Raw genomic sequence first — 24,461 nt, forward strand, 5'->3', positions numbered from 1 at the left:
GCATTGCCCTATGGCAATGCAGTCCCACCCAGGCCGGCGAGGCCGCGCCAGGCGAGCTTGGCCATGTGGGCGGCGACGACCTCCTTGTCGGGTGCGCGGGTCTCCAGCCACCACTGCCCGGTGAGGGAGACGAGGCCGACGAGCATCTGGGCGTACATCGGCGCGTGCTCGCCGTCGAGGCCGCGCGCCGCGAAGGCGTCGGAGAGCAGGTGGGACACCTCCGCCGCGACATCCGACATGAGCGAGGCATAGGTCCCCGAGGGGGCCTGGCCCGCGACGTCGCGGACCAGGATGCGGAAGCCGTCGGGGGAGCCCTCGATGTAGTCGAGCAGCGCCAGCGCGGCCCGCTCGATCGTCTCGCGGTCGCTGCCGCCAGCGGTCAGGGCGGCCGTCACCCGGTCGGTCAGGTCGTTGAGCTCACGGTCGACGACGACGGCGTAGAGGCCCTCCTTGCCGCCGAAGTGCTCGTAGACGACCGGCTTGGAGACCACCGCCGTGGCCGCGATCTCCTCCACGGAGGTGCCCTCGACCCCCTTCGCAGCGAAGACCCCTCGCCCCACGGCCACGAGCTGCTCCCGGCGGGCCGCGCCCGTCATCCGGGGTCCCCTGCGCAGGCGCGCGCCGTCCTCCTGGTCACTCATGTGACCATTGTCGGTGAAGGCTGCCGCGAGAGTCGACTACCCTGACCGGTGCCGCCTCGGCGGCGTTCCCCGGTTGGTCTGCCGGCAGGGCCCGCCTGACTTTGAATCAGGACTAGCGACGTAGGTTCGACTCCTACCCGGGGAGCTCATCCGTCTTCAGGGACAATCACTCGCGTGACCGCACCACACGAGACGCCCACCCGACGTCGGCGCAGCCTCCCCCGCACGCTGATCACCGGTGTCGGCGTCCTCGCCCTCGTCGCGATGTTCGCCGCCGGTGTCGTCTCCTTCCTGCCCGGCGGGATCGCCGGGCTGACCGGCCGGGTCGGACCGGCCGAGGTCGAGGGCAAGGTGCTGTGGACGAGCGAGGACCTCGCGATCCAGCTGGGGCCCAACGGCTGGCTGACCCACCCCGGAGAGGGCGGCGACTACATCGCCCGCAATGTGCGCACCGGCGAGTCGTGGACCATCGGCGACCTCTCCTCCCGACGGGAGATCACCCCCGACGGGGTCGTCGTGCAGCCCGACGGCCAGCGGATCCTCGTGCAGCGCGAGGGAGCCACGCACACGACCTCCACGACGAAGATCCTCGCGGAGTTCGGCGACGACCGGCTCTGGCCGGGCACCGACAGCCAGCTCGTCGGAGTGAGCGAGCGCCATGTCGCCGTGCTGACCTGCCTGGCCCCGAAGCCGTCGAGGCTCACGGACGAGGTCGAGGGAGGGCGCGCCGTCCTCGCCGGGGTCGACCTCCGGGACGCCTCCGTCGACTGGACCAGGGACACGGGGGCGGGCTGCGGGGGCGACGTGGCCCAGAGCTCCTACCCGAGCACCTTGCCCGCGCAGCGCTACCTGCTCCTCGAGCCCGCCGAGGAGCAGATCATGGCGGTAGACCTGGACACCGGCTCGGTCGCCCAGCGGTGGTCCGGCGCCAAGCGCTACTGGTTCGCCGTCCAGGGAGAGCACGTGCTCGCGACGGACGGGCAGGGGACCGCGACGTGGAGCTCCCTGCGCACCGGCAAGCAGATCGACGAGGTGAGCTGCCCGTTGATGTCCGTCGGCGACCCGGGGGACACCTCGCGCCAGCTCTCGCCGGAGGCCACTCCCTTCGTCGAGTGCCGCGACAGCGTCCAGGCAGTCGGGGAGGACGGGTTCACCGAGATCGCCACGCCGCCCTTCGCCGAAGGGGAGCCGGTCGCCGACGGGGACGAGCTGGCGGTCGGGCACCTGGTCCTGCGACGGGAGGGCGCCATCATCCGTCTGAGCAATGGGCTGACCGGCAAGGCCATCGGTGACCTCGACGTCCCGGAGGACTTCGAGGTCGGGCGCTACGCACCATCGGGTCGGCTGGTCCACTTCGTGGCCTGGGAGGACGGCGGCCCCCGCAACACCGGCAGCTACCGTGCCTTCGACACGGTGACCGGGGAGCTGGTCGTCTCGACGGGTGAGGGGATGCGCACCGGCGCGGACGCCTCGCCCGACGGGATCATCGTCGTCGAGTCCGACGACGAGGACGTCGAGGGCACCCGGCTGTGGGTCGCTGGGACGAAGGAGTCCACGTGAGCACGACACCCCGCAAGGGCGCCGACCTGGCCAAGCTGGTGGCGACCCTCGTCGTCGCGACGCTCGCCGCCACCCTCGGCGGGTGGTGGCTGCTGACCGGGACCGGGGCCGGCGGGGTCGACGGTCGCGTCTTCTACACAGGTGATCGTCCGACCAGCATGACGATCGGCCCCAACGGATGGTTCGCCTACGCCGACGACGACGGCGAGTGGGTCGAGCACGCACCGACCGGTGAGCGCTGGGGAGGAGAGCGGCTCTACGGCGCGCCCGTCCTGACCTCAGACGGGGCAGCGGTGTCGACCCTCGGCCCGGACGTCCGCGTCGCGCGGGCGAGCGGCGTCGTGGTCACCGAGGGCAGCGACCTGCTCGTCGCCCACGGCGACAAGGAGCTGCAGCCCGGCGACGAGGTCGAGGTCATCGGCCTGTCGGCACGGCACGCGGCAGTCGTCTCCTGCCTCTCGCCCGCCGGCGAGGCCCGCCTCGGCAAGGACGTCCCCGGGGGGCGGCTCGTCGTCTCGGGCATCGCGCTCGCGGACGGCCACGTGGCGTGGAGCCATGACACCGAGGTCGGGTGCGCCACCAGGCTCGCGACGCTCTACCCGCACGGGCTGCCCGAGCAGCGCCACGTCCTGATCACCCCCACCGAGGAGACCACCCAGGCGCTGGACCTCGACACCGGCACGATCGCCAGGACCTGGAAGCAGGCGCCGCGCGGACGGGTCATCGTGCGCCAGGACGAGGCGGTGCACCGGACCGGCGACACGGTGACGGTGACCTCCCTTCGCTCGGGCAAGGAGCTGGCCCGCACCAGCTGCCCCGGAGCGCGGCTCGACGGGATCGGCGAGTCCGGTGGACGTCTGGCCGCGGAGGGGACACCGCTCGTGCGCTGCGGTGACGGCGTGCGGCTGCTCGGGGACGACGGCTTCGTCACCGTCGACAGTCCACCGGTCGGCGAGAGCCAGGAGGTCCCCGACGGTCGCTCGGTGGTCTTCGACCGCTTCCTCATCTCACGCAGCGGTGACTCGCTGACCCTCCGGGACGCCTTGGCCGACAAGGAGATCGGGACCATCGAGGTCCCTGACGGGTATCGCATCTCCACCAACGACCTGCGAGGTCGGCTCATCGGCTTCTACCGGCCGGCCGACAAGCTGCTGAGCGATGCTGCGGAGAGCGCCCACATCCTCGTCGACACCCGTACGGCCGAGCTCGTGGCCACGACGGACGACGACCTCTCACCCGGGGCAGAGGTCTCTACGGACGGGTACGCGATCCTCGGCGAGTACGTAGAGCGTCGGCGCAACCGCCCCCCGCGCAGCCACGCATGGCTGGTGGGTGTCGAGGACGTGCAGCGGCCGTCCTGAGCGTCGAGTCCGTCGACCGCTCAGTCGATCTCCTCGCCGGCCAGGGCCTTGGCCGCGAGTCGCTCCTCCTCGCTGACCTCCCAGACCTCCCACGCGGCGTGCAGCGCGATGAGGATGATGGCGCAGCCGAGGACGAGGTCGGGCCAGCCCGACGAGGTCCACAGCGTCACCACGGCCATGCCGATGACGGCGACGTTGACGAGCACGTCGTTGCGGGCGGAGAGGAAGGCCGCCCGGCTGAGCGAGCCCCCGGCGTGCCGCACGCCCGCCAGCAGCCAGCCGCTCGTGCCGTTGACGACGATGGCGCCGAGCGAGGCGAGGACGACGGGCAGCACCTCGGGTGCGACCGGGTCGGCGAAGCGGCGGACCGCCTCGATGCCGGCCACGGTGGCCGGTCCGAGGATGACGAGGGCCATCGCCTTGCCCATCAGGGCGCGACGGGCGAGTGGCCAGCCGAGAGCGACGAAGATCAGCAGGTTGATCCCGGTGTCCTCGAGGAAGTCGACGCTGTCCGCGAGCAGCGACACCGACCCGGCACCGAGGGCGACGGTGAACTCGACGAAGAAGTACGCGAAGTTGAGCAGCGCCACGACGAGCACGATCCGTCGCAGTCGCCGGGCGTCGATCCCGGGCGGGTGCACGTCGGCGCTCATGGTCGCGACGATATCGGCTTGCGGTGCGGCTCTCCCGGGCGCTCAATGGTCTGGTGAGCGCACCGCGGACCGTCGTGCTGGTCGAGGGGGAGAGCGACCGGGTGGCGCTGCTCGCGCTCGCCGATCGCCTCGGGAGCGATGTCGGGTCCCACGGTGTCGAGGTGGTGGCGATGGGTGGCATCACCAACATCCGCGCCTTCGCCGGGCGCCACGGCCCGCATGGTCTCGGGCAGCGGCTCGCCGGCCTCTACGACGTCGGCGAGGAGCGTCACGTACGAAGGGGGCTGCTCGCCGCCGGTCTGCCCGTGGACGACGTCATCGGCCCGGCAGGGCAGGGCTTCCACGCGTGCCACACCGACCTCGAGGACGAGCTCGTCCGCGCGGTGGGGCTCGAGGGGGTGGAGGCCGTCATCGAGGACGCGGGGGAGGGGCGCTCCCTTCGTCTGCTGGCACAGATGCCCGCGCAGCAGGGTTGGGCCCGCGAGGAGCTGGTGCGCCGCTTCCTGTGCTCGCAGTCGGGGCGCAAGGTCCGCTATGCCCGCCTCCTCGTCGAGGCGATGGACCTGCGGAGGGCGCCGGCGCCGATGGTGGCCGTCGTCGAGCGCGTGAGTGCCACGTAGCCTGCCAGCGTGCGACTTCTCCTCATCCGTCACGGCCAGACCCCCAACAACGTCACCGGTGCGCTCGACACCGCCTTCCCCGGAGCGGGCCTGACTGACCTGGGTCAGACGCAGGCGGCGGCGGTGCCGGCCGCGCTCGCCGACGAGGACGTCAGCGCGGTCTATGCGTCGCCGCTCGTGCGGACCCAGCTGACCGGCAGCCCGTTGGCCGTGGAGCGGGGGATCGACGTGCAGGTGCGCGAGGGGCTCGAGGAGATCGCCGCGGGCCGCTTCGAGATGCGCTCGGACCGGGAGGCCGTGGAGGCCTACCTCGGTGGCGTGTCGGCCTGGCTGCACCGTGACCTCGACCATGCCCTGCCCGGTGGACGCACGGGACGCGACTTCATGGACCGCTACGACCGAGCCGTGCGCGGGGTCGCCGAGCAGCACGGTCGGCACGACACCGTCGCCCTCTTCAGCCACGGCGCAGCGATCCGCGTCTACGCGACCATCGCGGCCGGGCTCGGCGCCGACGAGGTCGAGGGGATGTGGATCAACAACACGGGCATGATCCTGCTCGAGGGACACCCGGACGACGGCTGGCAGCTCGTGCGCTGGACCGGCGAGCCGCTCGGTGGAGCGCACCTGGCCGGTGCCCGCGCGCACGACGTCACGGGTGAGGCGATCGACGAGGAGCTCGACGACTGACTGGTGCTCGTCAGCGGGCGAAGTCGTCCGTCGCCCGCACGATGAGCCCGTCGGTCACCTCGGCCCCGCCGTGGTCCTCGTCCTCCACGACGTGCAGGGTCGCGAGCGGCAGACGCTCGACGAGTCGGTGGACCACACCCAGTGGTGCGGCGATGTCGAGCCGCCCCCTGACGAGGACGGCTGGGATGTCGCGGATGGCGTCCAGGTGCCCGCTGATCCCGTCGGAGGGCAGGAACGCGTGGTGGCCGAAGAAGTGCGTGACCAGTCGGGCGAACCCCAGGGCGAAGGTGGGATCGGCGTAGCGCGGGCTGGCCACGGGCGGCCCGGTGAGCGCGGCCAGGCGCTCCTCCCAGTCGCACCATGCCCGGGCGGCGCGGTGGTGGACCGCCGGATCGCGGTCCAGGAGCAGCTCGTTGATCGCGATCGTCAGGTTGCCCCCACGCTCGACGTGCGGGACGAGAGAGCGCAGCGAGGCGAAGGCCTCCGGGTAGATCTCGCCCATCGTCCAGGTGAGCCAGTCGACCTCCTCGCGCGTCGTGGTCACGGCACCCCAGAAGACCATCTCGCTGACCCGCTCGGGGTGGGCGACCGCATAGGCCAGCCCGAGGGTGGACCCCCATGACCCACCGAGGACGAGCCAACGCTCGACGGCGTGCAGCTCGCGGAGGGCCTCGATGTCGGCGATGAGGTGCTGCGTCGTGATGGTCGACAGGTCCGCGTCGGGGTCGCTTGCGAGGGGGCGGCTGCCCCCGCAACCCCGTTGGTCGAAGAGGGTCACGCAGTAGCGCTCTGGGTCGAAGTAGCGGCGCCACCACGGGGCGGCGCCGGAGCCGGGCCCGCCGTGGAGGACCACGGCCGGCTTGCCACCCGGTGAGCCCACACGCTCCCACCGGATGTGATGACCGTCAGAGGTCTCGAGCACGCCCTCGTCGAAGGGCTCGACGAGCGGGTACCGGACCATCTCTCAACTCTGCCACGCGCCGCGGCGCATGACCGCCGTGACCGCGAGGTCCTCGTCGAGCACGACCAGGTCGGCGCGCGCGCCGACCTCGATCCGTCCGACATCGGTCAGTCCGAGCGCCGCGGCCGGGCCCCGGGTGGCGGCGTCCACCGCCTGCTCGAGGGTGAAGCCGCTCGCCACCGAGTGCCGGACCGCGCCGGCCATCGTCAGCGTGGACCCTGCGATGGCGCCGCTCGGTGTCCGGGCGACGCCGTCACGGACCTGCACGTGGATCGGGCCGAGGTGGTAGTCGCCGTCGTCCGCCGCCGCAGCGCCCATCGCGTCGGTCACGAGCATGATCCGCCCGGGCGCCGCTGTCAGGGCCAGGCGCAGCATGGCGGGGTGCACGTGCACGCCGTCGCTGATCAGCTCGATCGACACCCGCTCGTCCTCGAGCAGGGCGGCGATCGGACCGGGGCGGCGGTGGTGCAGCCCGCGGATCTGGTTGAAGAGGTGGGTGGCGACGGTGGCCCCGGCCCCGATCGCCTCGCCGGCCTGCTCCCAGGTCGCGTCGGTGTGCCCGACACCGACGACGACCCCGGCCCCGGCGACCCGGCGGATGGCGTCCATCGCACCGTCGAGCTCGGGTGCGATGGTGACCATCCGCAGGGCATCGCCTCCGGCAGCGAGCAACCGGTCGACGTCCTCGCGCGAAGGGGGACGCAGCAGGCTCGGCTCGTGGGCACCGCAGAAGTCCCGAGACAGCCACGGCCCCTCGAGGTGGACACCGGCGAGGACCCCGTCGGTGACCAGCTCGCCGAGGACGCGGACGTGGCGCTCCAGCTCGGACACCTCGTCGGTGACGAGGCTGGCCACCATGCTGGTCGTGCCGTGGCGCAGGTGGGCCGAGGCCACCTCCATCGCCTCGTCGGCGTCGCCGACGGTGAAGGACGCGCCTCCGCCACCGTGGCAGTGGGCGTCGACGAAGCCCGGCACGAGGGTGCCCGTCAGGACCACATCGGCAGGTGAGGGGGGACTCCCTTCGCCCAGCTCGGTGACGCGATCGGACACCACGCGCGCCCACCCCGGGGCGATCGTGCGCCCCGGGGTGATGATGCGATCGGCGGTGAGGATCACGCGCTGTCGTCCGCGGTGACCAGGGACTCCTCGCCCTCGTCCTCACGGCCCGGGGTCTTGAGGTTCCACCGGCGGATGACGAAGCGGAAGAGCACGTAGTACACGACGGCATAGCCGAGCCCGATGACGATGAGCAGCAACGGTTTTGTCGCGATGTTGAAGTTGAGCACGTAGTCGAAGAGGCCCGCGGAGAAGCCGAACCCGTCCTTGATGCCCAGGGCGTTGACCAGGGCGAGCGACGAGCCGGTGAGCAGGGCGTGGATGACGTAGAGCGGCCACGCGACGAACATGAAGGCGAACTCGAGCGGCTCGGTGACGCCGGTGAGGAAGGCGGTCAGCGCCGTGGAGCCCATGATGCCGCCGACGAGCTTCTTCTGCGCCGGCTTGGCCTCCTGGTAGATGGCCAGGGCGGCGGCCGGGAGGGCGAACATCATGATCGGGAAGAAGCCGGTCATGAAGGCTCCGGCGGTCGGGTCGCCGTTGAGGAAGCGCGGGATGTCTCCCGTGACCGTCTTGCCGCCAGCCGGGGTGTACTCGCCGATGAGGAACCACGGCGGGTTGTTGAGGATGTGGTGCAGGCCGGTCGGGATGAGCAGGCGGTTGACCGTGCCGTAGACGAAGCCACCGATCACCTCGTTGTCGGCGACCCACTCGCCGAGGCTGGTGATGCCCGCGTCGAAGAACTGGTAGACGAAGCTCATGAGCACCGAGAGGACGATCGCCGCGACGGCGGTGATGATCGGGACGAAGCGTCGCCCGCCGAAGAAGGCGAGGTAGGTCGGCAGCTTGATCCGGTGGTACCTCTGCCACAGCCAGGCCGCGGTCAGGCCCATGACGATGCCGCCGAGGACGCCGTACTCGATGAGGGACTGCTCCTTGCCCTTCGCCGGCGGGTCGAGGACGAAGGGGGACATCGCGTCGCCGACCCCCTTGAAGACGAGGTAGCCGACGACCGCCGCCAGGGCCGTCGAGCCGTCGGCCTTCTTGGCCATGCCGATGGCGATACCGACGGCGAAGAGGATCGGCAGGTTGTCGAAGAGGGCGCTACCGGCGGCGCCGATGATCGGTGCCACGTGCGTCCAGCCGAGGCCGTCCGCGCCGAGGAGGTCCGGCTGTCCCAGGCGCAGCAGGAGGCCGGCCGCCGGGAGGGCCGCGATGGGCAGCATGAGGCTGCGGCCGAACTTCTGGATGGGTGCGAGGTTGAACTTCTTCTTGCGTGCCGGCTCGTTGCCGGGCACGTCGATGGGCCCGTCTGCTGTGGTCACGAGCGATTCCCTTCGGGTAGTGCCGGGGTTGGGTCGTCGTTCCGGCTCAACGACATGTGCAGCTGGTACCGGTCACCGCGGTACCTGGAGATCACGTGCTCGACGGGGCGGCCGAGGCTGGTGGAGAGGCGACGGAAGACGAGCAGCGGGGTGGCGGGCGGGCTCGCGAGGAGTCGTGCCACGCGCCCCTGGGCGCTCTCGCCCCAGAGGGTCTGCTCGGCGGCGTCGATGACGACGCCGTACTCGTCGGCGAGCAGCGCGTAGAGGGAGTCGCCCAGGTCGTGGGAGTCCAGGCCGGGCAGCAGGCTGGCTGAGTACCAGCTCTCCTCGAGCGCGATCGGCTGACCGTCCGCGAGACGGAGCCGCTCGACCCGCCAGGCCTGCGTACCACCGAGCCAGTCCAGGACGTCCTGCGGGGGAGTGGCGAGCTCGATGTCCAGGAGCCGGGTCGAGGGCTCCAGCCCGCGCCGGCGCATGTCCTGGCTGAAGCTCGCGAGGTGCAGCCGGCTCTCGAGCCGTGGCCTGGCGACGAAGGTCCCCTTGCCGTGCACCCGGTGGAGCAGCCCGTCGCCGATGAGTGCCTCGATGGCCTTGCGCACCGTGGAGCGGGAGACGTCGAAGCCGACCATGAGCTCGCGCTCGGAGGGGATGGCCGCGTCGGGGCCGAGCTGTCCGGCGAGCTCGGTGAGGGCATCGCGCAGCTGGACGTGCTTGGGGCGCGGCCCTGCCAGGGGTGCTCGGGGCACTTCCGGATCCTCACCTTCATTGGTACGGTCTGGTACGTACCAGTGAGGATCCACGTCGAGGTGGGAGGTGTCAAGCATCGTGACCGTCATGGCCGACGAGATCGCCGAGCAGCCGGAGGCGATCCGACGCACCCTAGACGCGCTGCTGCCCCTGCGCGAGGAGCTGCGTGGGCTCTTCGCCGGTCGCCGGCGGGTCTCCTTCGTCGCGCGCGGTTCGAGCGACAACGCCGCGACCTACGGTCGCTACCTCCTGGAGGCGTGCGCCGGGGTCAGCGCCGCGCTCGCCGCCCCGAGCATCGCGACCCACTACCGCGCGGACCTCGACCTCACCGACACGCTGCTGGTGGCCGTGTCCCAGTCCGGGGCGACGACCGAGATCGTCGAGTGCGTGGACTGGGCCCGCTCGCACGGCGCCGCGATCGTGTCCGTGACCAATGTCGCCGACTCCCCGCTGGCGAAGGGAGCGGACGTCGCCCTGGTCACGAGGGCGGGGCCGGAGGTGGCCGTGCCGGCCACCAAGACCTATCTCACGCAGCTGGTCGCGATGGCCGTGCTCGCCGACGCCCTCGGCGCCGACCTCGAGCAGGACCTCGCCCGCGTCGCCGACGAGGTGGCCGGTGCGGTGCGGGGCGCCGAGCTCGTCGAGCCCGCCGTCGCCCTGCTGCGGGATGCCGCGCACGTCGTCGTCACCGGCCGTGGGCTGTGCCTGGGCACGGCACTCGAGACCGCGCTGAAGATCGAGGAGACATCACTGACCCCGGTGCGCGGGTACTCGTACGCAGACCTGCGCCACGGACCGATCTCGGTCATCGAGCCCTCCGTCGTGGCGGTGCTGGTGGCTGCCTCCGACGGGCCGATGCTCGAGCCCATGACGGCCCTTGCCGATGACCTGCGCCGCCGGGGGGCGCGGGTCGTCGGCATCGGTGGGGACACCCCCTTCGCCCGGACCTGCGACGTGCACGTGCCCGGCCCGGACCTGCCCGAGCCCGTCGCCCCCCTCGGGCTCGTCGTGCCCGCCCAGCTGCTCGTCGAGCAGCTCGCCCGGGCGCGCGGCCATGACCCGGACAACCCCCGGGGTCTGGCCAAGGTCACCCGTACCGACTCACACTGATCCACCCCCAACTGGAAGGAACCACACCATGGCAACCAAGGCGGAGCAGATCCTCGCCGGCCTCGGCGGCGCGGACAACATCGTCGAGATCGAGCCGTGCATCACCCGGCTGCGCACCGAGGTCAAGGACGGCTCCTTGGTCGACCAGGCCGCGCTCAAGGCGGCCGGCGCCCACGGCGTCATGGCCCAGGGCACCGTCATCCAGGTCGTCGTCGGGCCCGAGGCGGACAACCTCGCGGACGACATCGAGGACCTGATGTGAGCGAGGTCCTCGCCCCCTGCGCGGGGAGGGTGTTGCCCATCACCGAGTGCGTCGACGAGGTCTTCGCCGGGCAGCTCGTCGGTCCGGGTCTGGTCATCGACCCGCCGGACGGCAGCCAGACCGTCGTCGCCCCCATCGCCGGGACCGTCATGAAGATCCACCCCCATGCCTTCGTCGTCGTGGGGGAGGGCGCCGGCGTGCTCGTCCACCTCGGCATCAACACGGTGCGGCTCGAGGGCGCGGGCTTCGAGGTGCATGCCACCCAGGGGTCCATCGTCACGGCCGGCGACCCGATGATCACCTGGGACCCGTCCGCCCTGCCGAGCGAAGCTGCGGGACAAGCGATCTCACGTCAGGTGCCCGTGGTGGTCCTCGACGTGCCCGCGGACTCGCTCGACCTGTCGGACCTGCCCGGCGACGTCGCCCCCGGCGATCCTCTCTTCGCATTGCCCTAGGGCAATGCACCCCCAGATCCGCACGACCTTAAGGTCGTGCGGAAAAGGCAACTGAAACAAAGGCCCGTATCTCTTTACTTCTGTTGTTTTGAGTCCTATCGTTGTGGGCATCACCACCGGCACCGGCGCCATGGGCGCCCAGAGGACGAGGGAGTCCACCGCGATGTACGCACCCGAGCGGCAGCAGCGCATCCTCGAGACGGCGCGCGCGCAGGGACGGGTCGAGGTCGTGACCATGTCCGAGGACCTCGGGGTGACGACCGAGACGGTCCGTCGTGACCTCACCGTCCTCGAGCGCCGGGGAGCCGTCCGCCGGGTCCACGGCGGGGCGCTCCCGGTCGAGCGGCTCGAGGTCGAGCCACCCCTGGCGACGCGCACGACCCAGAACTCCCAGGCCAAGCGGCGCATCGCCGCCCGCGCTCTCGACGAGGTGCCGGCCGAGGGCACGATCCTCCTCGACGGCGGCTCGACGACCCGGGCGCTCGCCGAGCTCATCCCGGACCGCGAGGGGCTGACGGTCGTCACCAACTCCATCGATGCCGCGGCCATCCTCCAGGGCCACACCCACACCGACGTCTACGTCCTCGGGGGCCGGGTGCGTGGCCGCACCGGTGCGTGCGTGGGGGACTGGCTCACCTCGGCCCTCGCCGGGGTCTGCGTCGACGTCGCGCTCATCGGGGCCAACGGCTTCTCGCCGACGCGCGGGATGACCACACCCGACCAGGCCGAGGCGGTCGCCAAGCGCGCCATGGTCGGCGCAGCCCGTCGCGCCGTGGTCCTGGCCGACGCCACCAAGTCCGGGGACGACCACTTCCACCGCTTCGCCGACACCGCGTCGATCGACGCGCTCATCACCGACGAGTCGCTCGACGCGGACACCGTCATCGAGCTGGGCGCCGAGGGCATGGCGGTGGTGCTCGCATGATCATCACGCTGACCCCCAACCCCAGCGTCGACCGCACCGTCGCCTTCGACGAGCTGCACCGGGGTGCGGTCAACCGGGCGACGTCCAGCCGCATCGATCCCGGCGGCAAGGGCGTCAACGTCTCCCGGGCCCTGACCGCCCAGGGTGCCTCGACGATCGCCGTCCTGCCCGAGGGCGGCCCCGAGGGCCACCTCATGGCGGACCTGCTCGACGACGCCGGCGTCGTCCGTCGTGGCGTGCCCATCCGCGGCTCTGTCCGGCTCAACATCACCGCCGTGGAGCCCGATGGCACGACGACCAAGCTCAACGAGCCCGGTCCGACGCTGGACGAAGGGGAGGTCCGCGCCCTCCTCGATGCCGTCGCCACGTGCGTGCGCTCCGCGCCCGACCCGCAGCAGGTCTGGGTCGTCACCTGCGGGTCGCTGCCGCCCGGTGCGCCCGTGGACCTCCATGCGCGGCTCGTGCGATCGGCACGCGAGGCCGGTGCCCTCGTGGCCGTCGACTCCTCGGGGGACCCCCTTCGCCCCGCGGTGGCCGAGTGCCCCGACCTGATCAAGCCCAACCGCGTCGAGCTCGCGGAGCTGGTGGGTGCCGACCTGACGACCCTGGGAGCGGTCATCGATGCCGCGAGCGACCTCGTCGCGCAGGGCGTCGGCCGGGTCGCGGTCAGCCTCGGCCGCGACGGCGCCGTCCTCGTCGACGACTCCGGTGCCACGCACGCCCGGGCCACGATCGGACGGCCGCGCTCCACGGTCGGTGCCGGCGACTGCATGCTCGCCGGCCTCGTCCACGACCTCTCGTCCGGCCGCCCCGCAGCGGATGCCCTGCGCACCGGCGTGCTGTGGGGGGCTGCCGCAGTGACGCTGCCCGGCAGCCGCGTCCCCGCCCCCGACGACCTCGCCGGCATCGCCGTCGAGCTGACCACGACCCCCGACCGCTCCCTCGCCGTCCGCGACTGAGCCGGACGAAAGGAATCCAGATGGCGCTCATCACCGAGTCCCAGGTCGTCCTCGACCTGACCGCTCCCGATCGGCATGCCGCGACGCGGACCCTGGCCGAGACGCTCGTGGCGACCGGCCGCAGCACCGACCTCGAGGGCTTCCTCGAGGACGTGCGGGCCCGCGAGGAGGTGATGGCGACCGGGCTGCCCGGCGGCATCGGGATCCCGCACGCACGCAGCGCCGCCATCAGCGAGCCGTCACTCGTCTTCGGTCGCTCGAGCGAGGGCATCGACTGGGGGGCCAAGGACGGTCCGGCGACGCTGATCTTCCTCATCGCCGCACCCGAAGGTGGGGGAGAGGCGCACATGCAGGTCCTGCCCAAGCTGGCCAAGGCCTTGATGGACAAGACCTTCCGCGCCGCGCTCGAGGCAGCCACGAGCGAGTCCGAGGTCGTCGACATCGTCAACGCCCGGGTGGCCCTCGACGAGCCGTCGGCCGCCACTGCACCCGCCGCAGCCGCCTCCACCACGGCTTCAGCCACCGCGGCCGCCGCTCCGTCGACACCAGAACCCGACGCGCAGGGGGAGCAGCCCCCTTCGTCCGACGGCCCGGCTCCCCGCCACCTCGTCGCCGTCACCTCGTGCCCGACCGGCATCGCCCACACCTACATGGCGGCCGAGGCGCTGGAGATCGCGGCCAAGGAGGCCGGCCACACCATCTCCGTCGAGACGCAGGGCTCCGCCGGCTCGAAGCCCTTGTCCCGCAAGGACATCCAGCGTGCTGACGCGGTGATCTTCGCCCACGACCTCGAGGTTCGGGACAAGGGCCGCTTCGCCGGCAAGCCCACGGTCGACGTGGGTGTCAAGAAGGCCGTCTCCGATGCCCCCGAGCTCGTCCAGCGGGCGACCAAGCTGGCCGACGAGTGGGCTGCGGACCCCGACCGAGCCGCCGCGCACGCTGCGAGTGTCGACGCGGACGACTCCGACCTCGACGCCAACGACGAGGTGTCCACGGCCACCAAGGTGCGCCAGTGGCTCATGACCGGCGTCAGCTACATGATCCCCTTCGTCGCCGCGGGCGGGATCCTCATCGCCTTGTCCTTCATGCTCGCCCAGGTCGCCCTCGGTGAGCAGGGCGCCATCGAGATCACCAAGTACGCGCTCGACGCCGAGGGCAAGTACAACATCACCAACAGCTTCAGCCCGCTGAGCCTGACCTCGTGGGCCGCGCTCCTCTTCGTCATGGGCGGAGCCGCCTTCGGCTTCCTGGTGCCGATCCTCTCCGGGTACATCGCCTACGCGATCGCCGATCGTCCGGGCCTGGTCCCCGGCATCGTCGGCGGCTGGATCGCCGCGACCATGGGCGCGGGATTCCTCGGCGGCCTCGCCACCGGGTTCCTGGCCGGCTTCGTCGCCCGCTGGGTCTCCGGATGGACCGTGCCCGCGGGCGTGCGCGGCATCATGCCAGTCGTCGTCATCCCGCTGCTGTCGACCTTCATCACCGCAGGCCTCTTCATCACCGTGCTGGGTCGCCCGATCACCTGGCTCATGGACAACCTCACCGCGGCCCTCGAGGGCATGGGTGGCGGTAGCTCGCTCGTCCTCGGGCTCATCCTCGGCGCGATGATGGGCTTCGACCTCGGCGGACCGGTCAACAAGGTCGCCTACGCCTTCGCCACGACCGGTCTGGCGACCGCCGGCGCCGCCACCGACGCCGTCCAGCTGAAGATCATGGCCGCCGTCATGGCCGCCGGCATGGTCGCCCCGCTGGCCATGGCGCTCGCGACGACCGTCCGGCCGCGCCTCTTCACCGAGCCCGAGCGGGAGAACGGCCGTGCCGCCTGGCTGCTCGGTGCGTCCTTCATCTCCGAGGGGGCCATCCCCTTCGCCGCCGCAGACCCGATCCGGGTCATGGCCAGCTCCGTCGTCGGGTCGGCCGTCACCGGTGGGATCGCCCTGGCTGCCGGAGTCACCCTCCGCGCGCCGCACGGAGGCATCTGGGTGCTGCCGCTCATGGGCAACTTCCTCATGTTCGTCGTGGCCCTCGTCGTCGGGGTCCTCGTGATGACCGCCATCGTCGTCGCCCTCAAGTCCCACGCGGCCCGCACGACGGGTGTCGACTCGGACCCGCAGCGGGTCACCGCCTGACAGAGTGGAAGCCCGGTCCGCCGCGTGCGGTCACGACGACCAACGACCACCACACACCAGGAGCATCACATGGCCAGTCGCACCACCACCATCGCCTCGTCCGTCGGCCTCCACGCCCGGCCGGCAGCCCTCTTCGTCCAGCAGGCCAGCGAGTCCGGCCTCGACGTGCAGATCGCTCGCCCCGGCGAGGAGCCCGTCGACGCGACGAGCATCCTCGGGGTCATGGCCCTCGGGGCCAAGCACGGCGAGCAGGTCGAGATCACCGCCGACGGTGACAACGCCGACCAGGTCCTCGACGGCCTCGTCACCCTCCTCGAGACCGACCTCGACGCGCAGGAGTGAGCCCGATGGCCGACGAGGACAGCACGCGTCGCGGCATCGGTGTCTCGCCGGGCAGCGCCTACGGGCCGGTGGTGCTCGTCGCCCCGCCGGTCCGCGCACCCGAGGGCGAGCCGGCCGCTGCCGATCCCGAGCTGGCGCTCACCGAGGTGAAGGCGGCCTTCGAGTCGGTCGCCCGAGACCTGGAGGAGCGCGCCGGCCGGGTGGACGACACTGCTGGCGAGATCCTCATGGCCACCGCGCTCATCGCCCGGGACAAGAGCCTGCTCAAGGCCGCGGGCAAGCACCTTCGCGAAGGGAGGGGCCCCGCCACCGCGATCGAGGCGGCGATCGACGAGTTCGTCGTGCAGTTCGAGGCCCTCGGTGGGTACTTCGCCGAGCGCGTCGCCGACCTGCGTGACGTCGGTGCCAGGGCGGTGGCCGCGGTCCTTGGCCTTCCCGCCCCCGGAGTGCCAGACCTCGACGTGCCCAGCATCGTCGTCGCCGCCGACCTCGCCCCGGCGGAGACGGCCGTCCTCGACCGAGCGCTCGTCCTGGCCATCGTCACCAGCGGCGGCGGTCGCACGAGCCACACGGCGATCCTCGCTGCGCAGCGAGGCATCCCCGCGGTCGTCCAGTGCGACCGGGCCCTCGACCTGGTCGCCGGGGCCCACGTCGCCGTCGACGGGGACATGGGCACCGTCACCATCGAGCCGAGCGAGGCCTTCGTCGCCGACCTCACCGCGCGTCGGGAGCGCCGGGCCGCAGCGCTGTCGGGCTCCGCCGGCCCGGGGCGGACCAGTGACGGCCACGCGGTCGCGCTGCTCGCCAACATCGGCGACGTCGAGGATGCGGTCGCAGCGGCAGCCCAGGACGTCGAGGGCGTCGGGCTCTTCCGCACCGAGTTCGTCTTCCTCTCCTCCTCGTCAGCCCCGACCGTCGAGGAGCAGGCGGAGATCTACCGTCGGGTCCTCGCGCCCTTCGGGAGCCGCCGCGTCGTGGTGCGCACCCTCGACGCCGGCGCCGACAAGCCGCTCGCCTTCGCCGACCTCGGCCCGGAGGAGAACCCCGCCCTCGGGCGCCGAGGTCTGCGCCTGTCCGCGGAGCGTCCCGACCTGCTCGACGCCCAGTTGCAGGCCCTGGCGATCGCGACCCGGGAGACCGGCGCGGACGTGCGCGTGATGGCACCGATGGTGGCCACGGCGGAGGAGGCCGACTGGTTTGCCCGCCGGGTCCGCGAGCACGGGCTGCCCAAGGCCGGCGTGATGGTCGAGGTGCCGGGCGCCGCCCTTCGCTCCCGGCACGTCCTGGCCGGGATGGACTTCGCGAGCATCGGCACCAACGACCTCTCGCAGTACGCGATGGCGGCCGACCGCATGCAGGGTGCGCTGTCCGAGCTGCTGGACCCGTGGCAGCCCGCAGTGCTCGACCTGGTCGCCGCCACGTGCGCCGGAGGCGCCGCGACCGGCACACCGGTCGGAGTGTGCGGCGAGGCCGCCGGCGACCCCCTCCTCGCGCTCGTGCTCGTCGGGCTCGGCGTCTCGAGCCTGTCGATGGCGCCCAGCAAGGTCCCGATGGTCCGGCTGGCCCTCTCCCGGCATGCGCTGACCGACTGCCAGCGCATCGCGACGGCGGTGCTGGGGGCGCGCACCGCAGCGGCGGCACGGGCCGTCTGCCTCGAGGAGGCAGTGGCCGAGGTCACCGACCTGCTCTGAGTCCGGCCTCGGTCGAGCACGGCACGGCCTGGCCGCTACAGTTGGTGAGCGGCCCAGAGGGCCAGCCGCACCCCCGAGACCTCGGAGTACACCGCGTGAACGACGTCCGTCCAGACGCAGTCATCATCCTCGCCGCGGGCGAGGGAACCCGGATGAAGTCGACCCTCCCCAAGGTCCTGCACCCCATCGGCGGTGCACCCCTCTTGGGTCACGCGATGCGAGCCGCGGCCGGTGCGGGAGCGAGCGAGACCGTCGTCGTCGTGCGTCACCAGCGCGACCGGGTCGTCGCCTTCATCGACCAGTACTCGACGCAGACACAGCTCACCTGCCGTACCGCCGACCAGGACGAGATCAAGGGCACCGGGCGGGCCGTCGAGTGCGGTCTCGAGGTCCTGCCGGCCGACCTGCAGGGCACGGTCGTCGTCACCATGGGTGACGTCCCGCTGCTGTCCGCGGAGACGATCAGCGAGCTCACCCGCGCCCACGTCGAGGCCGGCGCCGCAGTCACCGTCATCACCTCGGTGCTGCCGGACGCCCAGGCCTACGGCCGGATCGTGCGCGACGCCGACGGCAATGTCGAGCGGATCGTGGAGTTCAAGGACGCCACCGAGGCCGAGCGGGGCATCCGCGAGATCAACTCCGGCATCTACGCCTTCGACGCCGCGGTGCTGCGCCGTGAGCTGGCCAATGTCACCTCCGACAACGCCCAGGGCGAGAAGTACCTCACCGACGTCCTCCAGCTGGCTCGTGCCGCCGGCGGCACGGTGGCCGCGCACGTCCTCACCGACCTCGACCAGACCGAGGGCGTCAACGACCGCGTCCAGCTCGCCAGGCTCGGCAAGGAGCTCAACCGACGCACCTGCGAGCGGCACATGCGAGCCGGCGTGACGATCGTCGACCCGGCCACCACGTGGATCGACGTCGACGTGACCATCGGCCAGGACACGCGCGTCCTGCCCGGCACCCAGCTCCTCGGCGCCACGAGCGTCGGCGCCGAGGCGACCATCGGCCCGGACGTCACCCTCACCGACTGCGAGGTCGGCGACGGGGCCGAGGTCAAGCGCGCCGAGGGCCACCTGGCCGTCATCGGTGCCGGTGCCACGGTCGGTCCCTTCTCCTACCTGCGGCCGGGCACCGAGCTGGGGGCGAAGGGGAAGATCGGCGGCTTCGTCGAGACCAAGAACGCCAAGATCGGCGACGGGGCCAAGGTCCCGCACCTCACCTACGCCGGCGATGCCGTGATCGGGGAGGGCGCCAACATCGGTGCCGGCACGATCTTTGCCAACTACGACGGGGTCGACAAGCACCAGACCGTCATCGGCAAGCACTCCTTCGTCGGCTCCGACACCGTGCTCATCGCGCCCGTGGAGGTCGCCGACGGTGCCTACGTGGCTGCCGGCTCGGCGCTCACCGACGCCGTCGGCGCCGGGCAGCTGGCCATCGCCCGCGGGCGCCAGCGCAACATCGACGGCTGGGTCGCCACGCACCGGGCCGGCACGTCGACCGACGCCGCCGCGCAGGCGGCGACCCAGCCCCCTTCGACCGAACCCACCCCCGAGAGCAGCGAGGCACCCCAGTGAGCGGCATCCACAGGACCCCGGAGAAGAACCTCATGGTCTTCACCGGACGCACCCACCCGGCGTTGGCCGACGCCGTGGCGGCGGAGCTCGGCATCGACCTCGTGCCTTCCAGCGCCTACGAGTTCGCCAACGGCGAGATCTACGTGCGCTACGAGGAGTCGGTGCGAGGGTGTGACGCCTTCGTCCTGCAGAGCCACTCCACGCCGATCAACGAGGCGATCATGGAGCAGCTGCTCATGGTCGACGCGCTCAAGCGGGCCAGCGCCAAGCGGATCACCGCCGTCCTCCCGTTCTACGGGTACGCCCGCCAGGACAAGAAGCACCGCGGTCGCGAGCCGATCTCCGCGCGTCTGATGGCTGACCTTTTCAAGACCGCGGGAGCCGACCGCCTGATCACGGTCGACCTGCACACCGACCAGATCCAGGGGTTCTTCGACGGACCGGTCGACCACCTCATGGCCCGTCGGATCCTGGCCACCTACGTCAAGGAGAAGTACGGCGACCGCAAGCTCGCCGTCGTCTCCCCGGACGCCGGGCGGATCAAGGTCGCCGAGCAGTGGTCGCGCCACCTCGGCGGGGTGCCGCTGGCCTTCATCCACAAGACGCGCAACATCGACCGCCCCAACGAGTCGGTCGCCAACCGCGTGGTCGGTGAGGTCGAGGGCCGCTGGTGCGTGCTCGTCGACGACATGATCGACACCGCGGGGACCATCACCAAGGCCGCCGACGCCCTGATGGCCGACGGCGCCGCCGGCGTGATCATCGCCGCCACCCACGCGATCTTCTCCGGCCCCGCCGTCGAGCGCATGGTCGCCTGCGCGGCCGAGGAGGTCATCGTCACCGACACCCTCCCGCTGCTCGACGAGCAGAAGTTCGACGACCTGACGATCCTGTCGATCGCCCCACTGGTCTCCCGCGCGATCCGCGAGGTCTTCGAGGACGGCTCGGTCACCAGCCTCTTCAACTGACCGAGGCACCGCACGTAGCGAGCCCTCCGCAGCCGGCCGGCGCGGGGGGCACGCTGCGTCCCGGGAAGGCGCTGTCGAAGGGGCGGCGACAGGAGATGTTGGCGCCACTCAAGCCGAAGTCGAGAACGACAACGCCCCCGGACGACGACGAAGGACTTCGGCCGGCGCCGACGTGTCCTGCCGCCGGCCCGGATGGGGGCGGGTAGTGGAAGCTCAGTCGGCCCGCCGCGACCGATAGGCGGCGGCGGCGAGCCGGTTGCCGCAGCCCCGGTCGCAGTAGCGCTTGCTGCGGTTGCGGGACAGGTCGGCGAGCACGTCGTCGCAGTCGTCCGCTGCGCAGATCCGCAGGCGGTCGAGCTGGCCCGCCCGGATGACGTCGACCACCGCCATGGCCGCCTCGACCTGCATCCGCTGGGCGAAGGGGGCGTCCCCGTCGGTCGCGTGGATGTGCCAGCCGTAGTCGCCGTGCTCGACGATCTGGGGGAGTGCGTGGCCCGTCCGCAGCAGCTCGTTGACCTGGTCGGCGACGGCGCCGGGGTCGTCGGCGACCTGCCACAGCGCGCGCAGGCGTGGGCGCAGCGCGCGGGCCTGCTTCAGCTCCGCCGCGTCACCGTCGAAGCGACCGGTCCAGTCCCAGGTCTCGTAGAACCCGCGGAGCTCCTCGACCGTCGAGAGGGTGTCCACTGCATCGTCGCCCCTCGTGCCGGCGGCGGTGTTGACCAAGGCTGCCGCCGTGCGCAGGGCGATCTCGGTGTCATGGGCAAAGACCATGTTGACTCCTGACGTGATGGAGGTCTAGCGTCATCACCAACAGGTTACGTGACTCATGACGCAAGGAGCAGCCGTGGCGGCCGCCGTCTCCACCCCGCAGCGAGCCCCCTTCGCGCTGGGCCTGCTGGTCGCGCTCTTCTCCGCGGCGACCTTCGGCTCCTCGGGCACCTTCGGCGCCTCGCTCCTGACGACCGGCTGGAGCCCCGGCGCCATCGTCACGCTGCGCATCTGCGGTGCGGCGCTGGTGCTGCTCGTCCCGACGGTCGTCGCCATGCGCGGCCAGTGGCACCTGCTGCGCCGCAACGCCCTTCGCATCGTGGCGTACGGGCTCTTCGCGGTCGCGGGGTGCCAGTTCGCCTACTTCATGGCGGTCGACCACCTCTCGGTCGGCGTGGCCCTGCTGCTGGAGTACCTCGCGCCCGTGCTCATCGTGGCCTGGGTCTGGGCCCGGCACGGCCGGCGGCCCTCGCCCCTCACCATGGCCGGGGTCGCCGCGGCGGTGCTGGGTCTCGTCCTCGTCCTCGAGGTGGCCTCCGGCGCCCAGCTCGACCTCGTCGGCGTGCTGTGGGGCCTGCTCGCCGCCGTCGGCCTCGTGATCTTCTTCCTCGTCGCCGCGGACGATCAGGACGCCCTCCCGCCGATCGGCTTCGCGGGCGCGGGCCTGGCCGTGGGTGCCGTGAGCCTGCTGCTCGCCGCCGGGCTCGGTCTGCTGCCGATGACGGCCAACACCTCCGCCGTCGTCCTCGCCGGATGGTCGGCCCCTTGGTGGGTCCCGATCATCGAGCTCGCGCTGGTCGCGGGCGCGGTCGCCTACGTCTCCGGGATCGCGGCGGCGCGCCTGCTCGGCGGCACGGTCGCGTCCTTCGTCGGGCTGAGCGAGGTGCTCTTCGCCGTCGTCTTCGCGTGGCTGATCGTCGGCGAGGCGATGTCACCGGTGCAGATCGTCGGGGGAGTGGCCGTCCTCGCGGGTGTCGTCGCGGTCAAGCTGGGCGAAGGGGGGCGCCCCGGTCCCGGGCTGCCCACCGATGACGTGGACGCCGCGCTGCTGGCCGCCGCCGACGGTGAGCCGTCGACCGGCTTTGCCGAGTCGGAGCGGGTCCACTAGTATCTCGGGGTTGCCTCGGCGAGGGACGCTGCACGGTCGCAGCGATCCGTAATCGACGCGGTGCCGCCCCGTGGGTTCGCCTGCGCGTCGACATCTCGTCCGCGCCGCGTCCCGCGCCGAGGCCACCGCATCCACGAGACATCGCCCGCTCCCTGCGCGGGCCGAACCAGCACAAGGAGCACCACATGGCCCACGACGAGATCCGCATCGAGTCCGAGACCCGCACCCAGTTCGGCAAGGGCGCGGCCCGCAAGCTGCGTCGCGCCGACAAGATCCCCGCCGTCCTCTACGGTCACGGCGAGGCCCCCGTCCACCTCGCGCTGCCCTTCCACAGCACCTTCCAGGCGCTGAAGAACCCCAACGCGCTGCTCACCATCGCCGTCGAGGGCGAGGCGGACCAGCTGGCCCTGGCCAAGGACGTCCAGCGCGACCCGATCAAGCCGGTCATCGAGCACGTCGACCTCGTCATCGTCAAGCGTGGCGAGAAGGTCACCGTCGAGGTCCCCGTCCACCTCGAGGGTGAGGCCGCCCCCGAGACCGTCGTCACGGTCGACGCCCAGACCCTCGAGATCGAGGCCGACGTCACCAACCTGCCCGACAACCTCATCGTCTCCGTCGAGGGCCTCGCGATCGGCACCATGATCCACGCCAGCGACGTCGAGATGCCTGCCGGCGCGACGCTCGTCTCCGACCCGGAGCTGCTCGTCGTCAACATCACCCAGCAGATCTCCGCCGACGAGCTCGAGGCCGAGCTCGCCGACGCCGAGGCCGAGGCCGGCATCGAGCACGACGCACCCGAGGAGGAGGCCGCCGAGGCCCCCGAGGGTGACGAGGAGTCCTCCGACAAGGAGTGACCCACCTGCACCACGACGAAGGGCGGGACCTCCTCACGGGGGTCCCGCCCTTCGTCGGTTGGCTCGTGTCAGCGTCGGCGGAAGAACCCTCCGTCGATGAGCCAGAGGATGGCGTCGAGGATCGGTGTCCGCCCATCACGGTTGTCCAGGAGACCCGGGCTGGTCGGCCCGGGTGTCGGCGTGCGGATGAGGGCCCTGTCCCCGATGCCGTCGGCCACCTCAGTCACCTCGTCGAGCAGCAGGGCCGCCTGCGACGGGCTCGACTCCACCAGCTGTTCCGCGCGATCCAGCCCGGCCCGGGCCTGAGCGAGTCGCTGGCGCAGAGCCTCGATGTCGTCCGGCGTCAGGTCGTTGTGGGGGTGGGTGTGCACGTTGTCGAGGCGGCGACCGATGGTGGCCATGAGCATGCGCGCGTTGCGAGCCCGGATGTCGAACTCGTCTCGAGTGGGCGGGCTGGGACGAAGGTGCGAGCCAAGAGCCATGCTCTGAACATTGCCACGCGGACGATCATCTCGCAGAGCGGGCAGCGGTCGGCTGTGGACATCTGTGGACCGCGGCCACGGGAGGGGGAGGGACCTCCCTTCGTCATTGCCTAGAGTGGGGCCCCGTGAGTGATGACACCTGGCTCGTGGTCGGCCTCGGCAATCCCGGTCCGCAGTACGCCGGCAACCGGCACAACGTGGGCGCGATGGTCATCGACCACCTCGCCGAGCGAGCCGGAGCGCTCCTGCGGACCCACAAGGCCGGCGCCAGCGCCGAGTCCGTCCGGCTGGGGACGCCGCCCGGCACGCGGGCGATCATCGGGATCCCGCACTCGTACATGAACCTCTCGGGCGGCCCGACCAAGGGGCTCGCGAGCTTCTTCTCGGTCCCGCCCGAGCGCACGATCGTCCTGCACGACGAGCTGGACATCCCCTTCGGCGAGGTGCGACTCAAGCTCGGCGGGGGCGAAGGGGGGCACAACGGCCTGCGCTCGATCTCCAGCTCCTTCGGGACCAAGGACTACCTGCGCGTGCGCATCGGCATCGGCCGTCCGCCCGGCCGCATGGACGCCGCGTCCTACGTGCTCAAGGACTTCTCGTCGACGGAGCGCAAGGAGCTGCCCTTCCTCGTCGACGATGCCGCCGACGCCGTCGAGCTGCTCATCGAGCGGGGCCTGACGGACGCGCAGCAGGTCGTGCACGCACCGCGTCCCTGAGGTACCACTCCGGGACGACGCGGGTCAGAGTCCGGCGCCGCCGTTGTCGTTGCGGGTGCCGATCGTCTCGGCGGCGGCCCTGCCGTGACCGTCGACGTCCGTCGCCGACATCGAGCCACCGCGCCTGCCGAGGACGCTGCCCAGTCCCGCGATGACGAGCACGATCCCGCCGATGATCCACCACATGATGTGTCCTCCCCCTCGGCGGAGTCTCCGCCATGGGTCGACCCTCCCAGAGATGCGGGCGGTAGGGAACACCCCCTTCGCCGGGACGTTGATCCCGAGCGAAGGGGGTGCTGTCCGGGGGCCTGACGAACCGGGAGCGCAGCGGTCGGTCAGTCCCTCCTGCTGCGGCGCAACCGAATGCGCTCGAGGACCTGCCGTTGGAACTGCGCGCCCTTGTCGTTGTGGTCGAACCCGTCCATGGCCCCGCCGCGCCGGCCGATGATCGCACCAAGGCCGGACGCGGCGACGACGAATCCGCCGACCAGCCACCACATG

The 24,461-nt window shown here is 71.7% G+C and carries 27 protein-coding genes and 1 tRNA gene; 18 read left to right on the forward strand and 10 right to left on the reverse strand.

Annotated features, from left to right (window positions below):
• Window positions 1-8: 8 nt before the first annotated feature.
• Window positions 9-641, reverse strand: a complete 633-nt coding sequence (locus EXU32_RS02000) for a TetR/AcrR family transcriptional regulator (protein WP_165399538.1) — start codon at window positions 639-641, stop codon at window positions 9-11.
• A gap of 66 nt (window positions 642-707) precedes the next feature.
• On the opposite strand from EXU32_RS02000, the gene EXU32_RS02005 reads away from it, so the two are divergent.
• From EXU32_RS02005 to EXU32_RS02015, 3 genes are all read left to right on the forward strand, one after another.
• Window positions 708-786: transfer RNA gene (locus EXU32_RS02005), tRNA-Gln, on the forward strand.
• Window positions 787-815: 29 nt separating this feature from the next.
• Window positions 816-2,201: a hypothetical protein gene (locus EXU32_RS02010; protein WP_130628391.1), complete on the forward strand. Its 1,386-nt coding sequence runs from the start codon at window positions 816-818 to the stop codon at window positions 2,199-2,201.
• A complete protein-coding gene (locus EXU32_RS02015; RefSeq protein ID WP_130628392.1) occupies window positions 2,198-3,562 on the forward strand; it encodes a hypothetical protein in 1,365 nt (454 codons plus the stop codon). Before EXU32_RS02010 ends, EXU32_RS02015 begins: the two co-directional genes overlap by 4 nt.
• A 20-nt stretch (window positions 3,563-3,582) precedes the next feature.
• On the opposite strand, the gene EXU32_RS02020 is transcribed toward EXU32_RS02015, so the two are convergent.
• Window positions 3,583-4,215 (reverse strand): cation transporter, encoded by a 633-nt coding sequence (locus tag EXU32_RS02020; RefSeq protein WP_130628393.1) that lies wholly within the window; start codon window positions 4,213-4,215, stop codon window positions 3,583-3,585.
• Window positions 4,216-4,268: 53 nt separating this feature from the next.
• Between EXU32_RS02020 and EXU32_RS02025 the strand changes: the two genes are divergently transcribed.
• Both EXU32_RS02025 and EXU32_RS02030 read left to right on the forward strand, forming a co-directional pair.
• On the forward strand, window positions 4,269-4,835 hold the full coding sequence (locus tag EXU32_RS02025) for a TOPRIM nucleotidyl transferase/hydrolase domain-containing protein (protein WP_130628394.1): 567 nt from the start codon (window positions 4,269-4,271) through the stop codon (window positions 4,833-4,835).
• A gap of 9 nt (window positions 4,836-4,844) precedes the next feature.
• Window positions 4,845-5,522 (forward strand): histidine phosphatase family protein, encoded by a 678-nt coding sequence (locus EXU32_RS02030; RefSeq protein ID WP_130628395.1) that lies wholly within the window; start codon window positions 4,845-4,847, stop codon window positions 5,520-5,522.
• A 10-nt stretch (window positions 5,523-5,532) separates the two neighbouring features.
• On the opposite strand, the gene EXU32_RS02035 is transcribed toward EXU32_RS02030, so the two are convergent.
• Genes EXU32_RS02035 through EXU32_RS02050 form a run of 4 tightly spaced genes read right to left on the reverse strand, consistent with a single transcriptional unit; the run spans window position 5,533 to window position 9,610 of the window.
• Window positions 5,533-6,483 (reverse strand): alpha/beta fold hydrolase, encoded by a 951-nt coding sequence (locus EXU32_RS02035; RefSeq protein WP_130628396.1) that lies wholly within the window; start codon window positions 6,481-6,483, stop codon window positions 5,533-5,535.
• A 3-nt stretch (window positions 6,484-6,486) separates the two neighbouring features.
• Window positions 6,487-7,599: an N-acetylglucosamine-6-phosphate deacetylase gene (gene nagA, locus EXU32_RS02040; RefSeq protein WP_130628397.1), complete on the reverse strand. Its 1,113-nt coding sequence runs from the start codon at window positions 7,597-7,599 to the stop codon at window positions 6,487-6,489.
• Window positions 7,596-8,864 carry a PTS transporter subunit EIIC gene (locus EXU32_RS02045; RefSeq protein ID WP_431603037.1) on the reverse strand — a complete coding sequence of 423 codons (1,269 nt, stop codon included), beginning with the start codon at window positions 8,862-8,864 and terminating at the stop codon, window positions 7,596-7,598. Before EXU32_RS02045 ends, nagA begins: the two co-directional genes overlap by 4 nt.
• Window positions 8,861-9,610, reverse strand: coding sequence for a GntR family transcriptional regulator (locus EXU32_RS02050; RefSeq protein WP_242612854.1), 750 nt, complete (start codon window positions 9,608-9,610; stop codon window positions 8,861-8,863). Before EXU32_RS02050 ends, EXU32_RS02045 begins: the two co-directional genes overlap by 4 nt.
• Before the next feature lie 88 nt (window positions 9,611-9,698).
• Here EXU32_RS02050 and EXU32_RS02055 point away from each other — a divergent pair, with 88 nt between their 5' ends.
• The 10 genes from EXU32_RS02055 to EXU32_RS02100 all read left to right on the forward strand — a co-directional run bounded on the left by EXU32_RS02055 (window position 9,699) and on the right by EXU32_RS02100 (window position 20,032).
• A complete protein-coding gene (locus EXU32_RS02055; protein ID WP_207233860.1) occupies window positions 9,699-10,721 on the forward strand; it encodes an SIS domain-containing protein in 1,023 nt (340 codons plus the stop codon).
• A 28-nt stretch (window positions 10,722-10,749) separates the two neighbouring features.
• Window positions 10,750-10,983, forward strand: a complete 234-nt coding sequence (locus EXU32_RS02060; protein WP_068263317.1) for a glucose PTS transporter subunit EIIB — start codon at window positions 10,750-10,752, stop codon at window positions 10,981-10,983.
• A complete protein-coding gene (locus EXU32_RS02065; RefSeq protein WP_130628399.1) occupies window positions 10,980-11,438 on the forward strand; it encodes a PTS sugar transporter subunit IIA in 459 nt (152 codons plus the stop codon). Before EXU32_RS02060 ends, EXU32_RS02065 begins: the two co-directional genes overlap by 4 nt.
• A gap of 103 nt (window positions 11,439-11,541) precedes the next feature.
• Window positions 11,542-12,363 (forward strand): DeoR/GlpR family DNA-binding transcription regulator, encoded by an 822-nt coding sequence (locus tag EXU32_RS02070; RefSeq protein WP_347400287.1) that lies wholly within the window; start codon window positions 11,542-11,544, stop codon window positions 12,361-12,363.
• Window positions 12,360-13,322 (forward strand): 1-phosphofructokinase, encoded by a 963-nt coding sequence (gene pfkB, locus EXU32_RS02075; protein ID WP_130628400.1) that lies wholly within the window; start codon window positions 12,360-12,362, stop codon window positions 13,320-13,322. Before EXU32_RS02070 ends, pfkB begins: the two co-directional genes overlap by 4 nt.
• A 20-nt stretch (window positions 13,323-13,342) precedes the next feature.
• On the forward strand, window positions 13,343-15,451 hold the full coding sequence (locus EXU32_RS02080; protein WP_130628401.1) for a PTS fructose transporter subunit IIABC: 2,109 nt from the start codon (window positions 13,343-13,345) through the stop codon (window positions 15,449-15,451).
• A 69-nt stretch (window positions 15,452-15,520) separates the two neighbouring features.
• A complete protein-coding gene (locus EXU32_RS02085) occupies window positions 15,521-15,793 on the forward strand; it encodes an HPr family phosphocarrier protein (protein ID WP_130628402.1) in 273 nt (90 codons plus the stop codon).
• A gap of 5 nt (window positions 15,794-15,798) precedes the next feature.
• Window positions 15,799-17,484 carry a phosphoenolpyruvate--protein phosphotransferase gene (gene ptsP / locus EXU32_RS02090; RefSeq protein WP_130628403.1) on the forward strand — a complete coding sequence of 562 codons (1,686 nt, stop codon included), beginning with the start codon at window positions 15,799-15,801 and terminating at the stop codon, window positions 17,482-17,484.
• A gap of 152 nt (window positions 17,485-17,636) precedes the next feature.
• Window positions 17,637-19,064: a bifunctional UDP-N-acetylglucosamine diphosphorylase/glucosamine-1-phosphate N-acetyltransferase GlmU gene (gene glmU / locus EXU32_RS02095; RefSeq protein WP_431603057.1), complete on the forward strand. Its 1,428-nt coding sequence runs from the start codon at window positions 17,637-17,639 to the stop codon at window positions 19,062-19,064.
• A complete protein-coding gene (locus EXU32_RS02100; protein WP_130628405.1) occupies window positions 19,061-20,032 on the forward strand; it encodes a ribose-phosphate diphosphokinase in 972 nt (323 codons plus the stop codon). Before glmU ends, EXU32_RS02100 begins: the two co-directional genes overlap by 4 nt.
• Window positions 20,033-20,245: 213 nt before the next feature.
• Here EXU32_RS02100 and EXU32_RS02105 read toward each other — a convergent pair whose 3' ends face one another.
• A complete protein-coding gene (locus EXU32_RS02105; protein WP_130628406.1) occupies window positions 20,246-20,803 on the reverse strand; it encodes a CGNR zinc finger domain-containing protein in 558 nt (185 codons plus the stop codon).
• A gap of 73 nt (window positions 20,804-20,876) precedes the next feature.
• On the opposite strand from EXU32_RS02105, the gene EXU32_RS02110 reads away from it, so the two are divergent.
• Window positions 20,877-21,908: an EamA family transporter gene (locus tag EXU32_RS02110; protein ID WP_130628407.1), complete on the forward strand. Its 1,032-nt coding sequence runs from the start codon at window positions 20,877-20,879 to the stop codon at window positions 21,906-21,908.
• A 185-nt stretch (window positions 21,909-22,093) separates the two neighbouring features.
• Window positions 22,094-22,762, forward strand: a complete 669-nt coding sequence (locus EXU32_RS02115) for a 50S ribosomal protein L25/general stress protein Ctc (protein WP_130628408.1) — start codon at window positions 22,094-22,096, stop codon at window positions 22,760-22,762.
• Window positions 22,763-22,830: 68 nt separating this feature from the next.
• Here EXU32_RS02115 and EXU32_RS02120 read toward each other — a convergent pair whose 3' ends face one another.
• Window positions 22,831-23,244, reverse strand: a complete 414-nt coding sequence (locus tag EXU32_RS02120; RefSeq protein WP_130628409.1) for a hypothetical protein — start codon at window positions 23,242-23,244, stop codon at window positions 22,831-22,833.
• 125 nt (window positions 23,245-23,369) lie between these two features.
• On the opposite strand from EXU32_RS02120, the gene pth reads away from it, so the two are divergent.
• Entirely contained in the window at window positions 23,370-23,960 is a 591-nt protein-coding gene (gene pth, locus EXU32_RS02125; RefSeq protein ID WP_130628410.1) for an aminoacyl-tRNA hydrolase, read from the forward strand.
• Between the two features lie 24 nt (window positions 23,961-23,984).
• On the opposite strand, the gene EXU32_RS17085 is transcribed toward pth, so the two are convergent.
• Both EXU32_RS17085 and EXU32_RS17090 read right to left on the reverse strand, forming a co-directional pair.
• Window positions 23,985-24,146 carry a hypothetical protein gene (locus tag EXU32_RS17085; RefSeq protein ID WP_165399539.1) on the reverse strand — a complete coding sequence of 54 codons (162 nt, stop codon included), beginning with the start codon at window positions 24,144-24,146 and terminating at the stop codon, window positions 23,985-23,987.
• Between the two features lie 149 nt (window positions 24,147-24,295).
• Window positions 24,296-24,460, reverse strand: a complete 165-nt coding sequence (locus EXU32_RS17090) for a hypothetical protein (RefSeq protein WP_165399540.1) — start codon at window positions 24,458-24,460, stop codon at window positions 24,296-24,298.
• Window position 24,461 lies beyond the last annotated feature (1 nt).

The sequence above is a fragment of the Janibacter limosus genome (assembly GCF_004295485.1).
In the GTDB taxonomy this organism is placed as follows: domain Bacteria; phylum Actinomycetota; class Actinomycetes; order Actinomycetales; family Dermatophilaceae; genus Janibacter; species Janibacter limosus_A.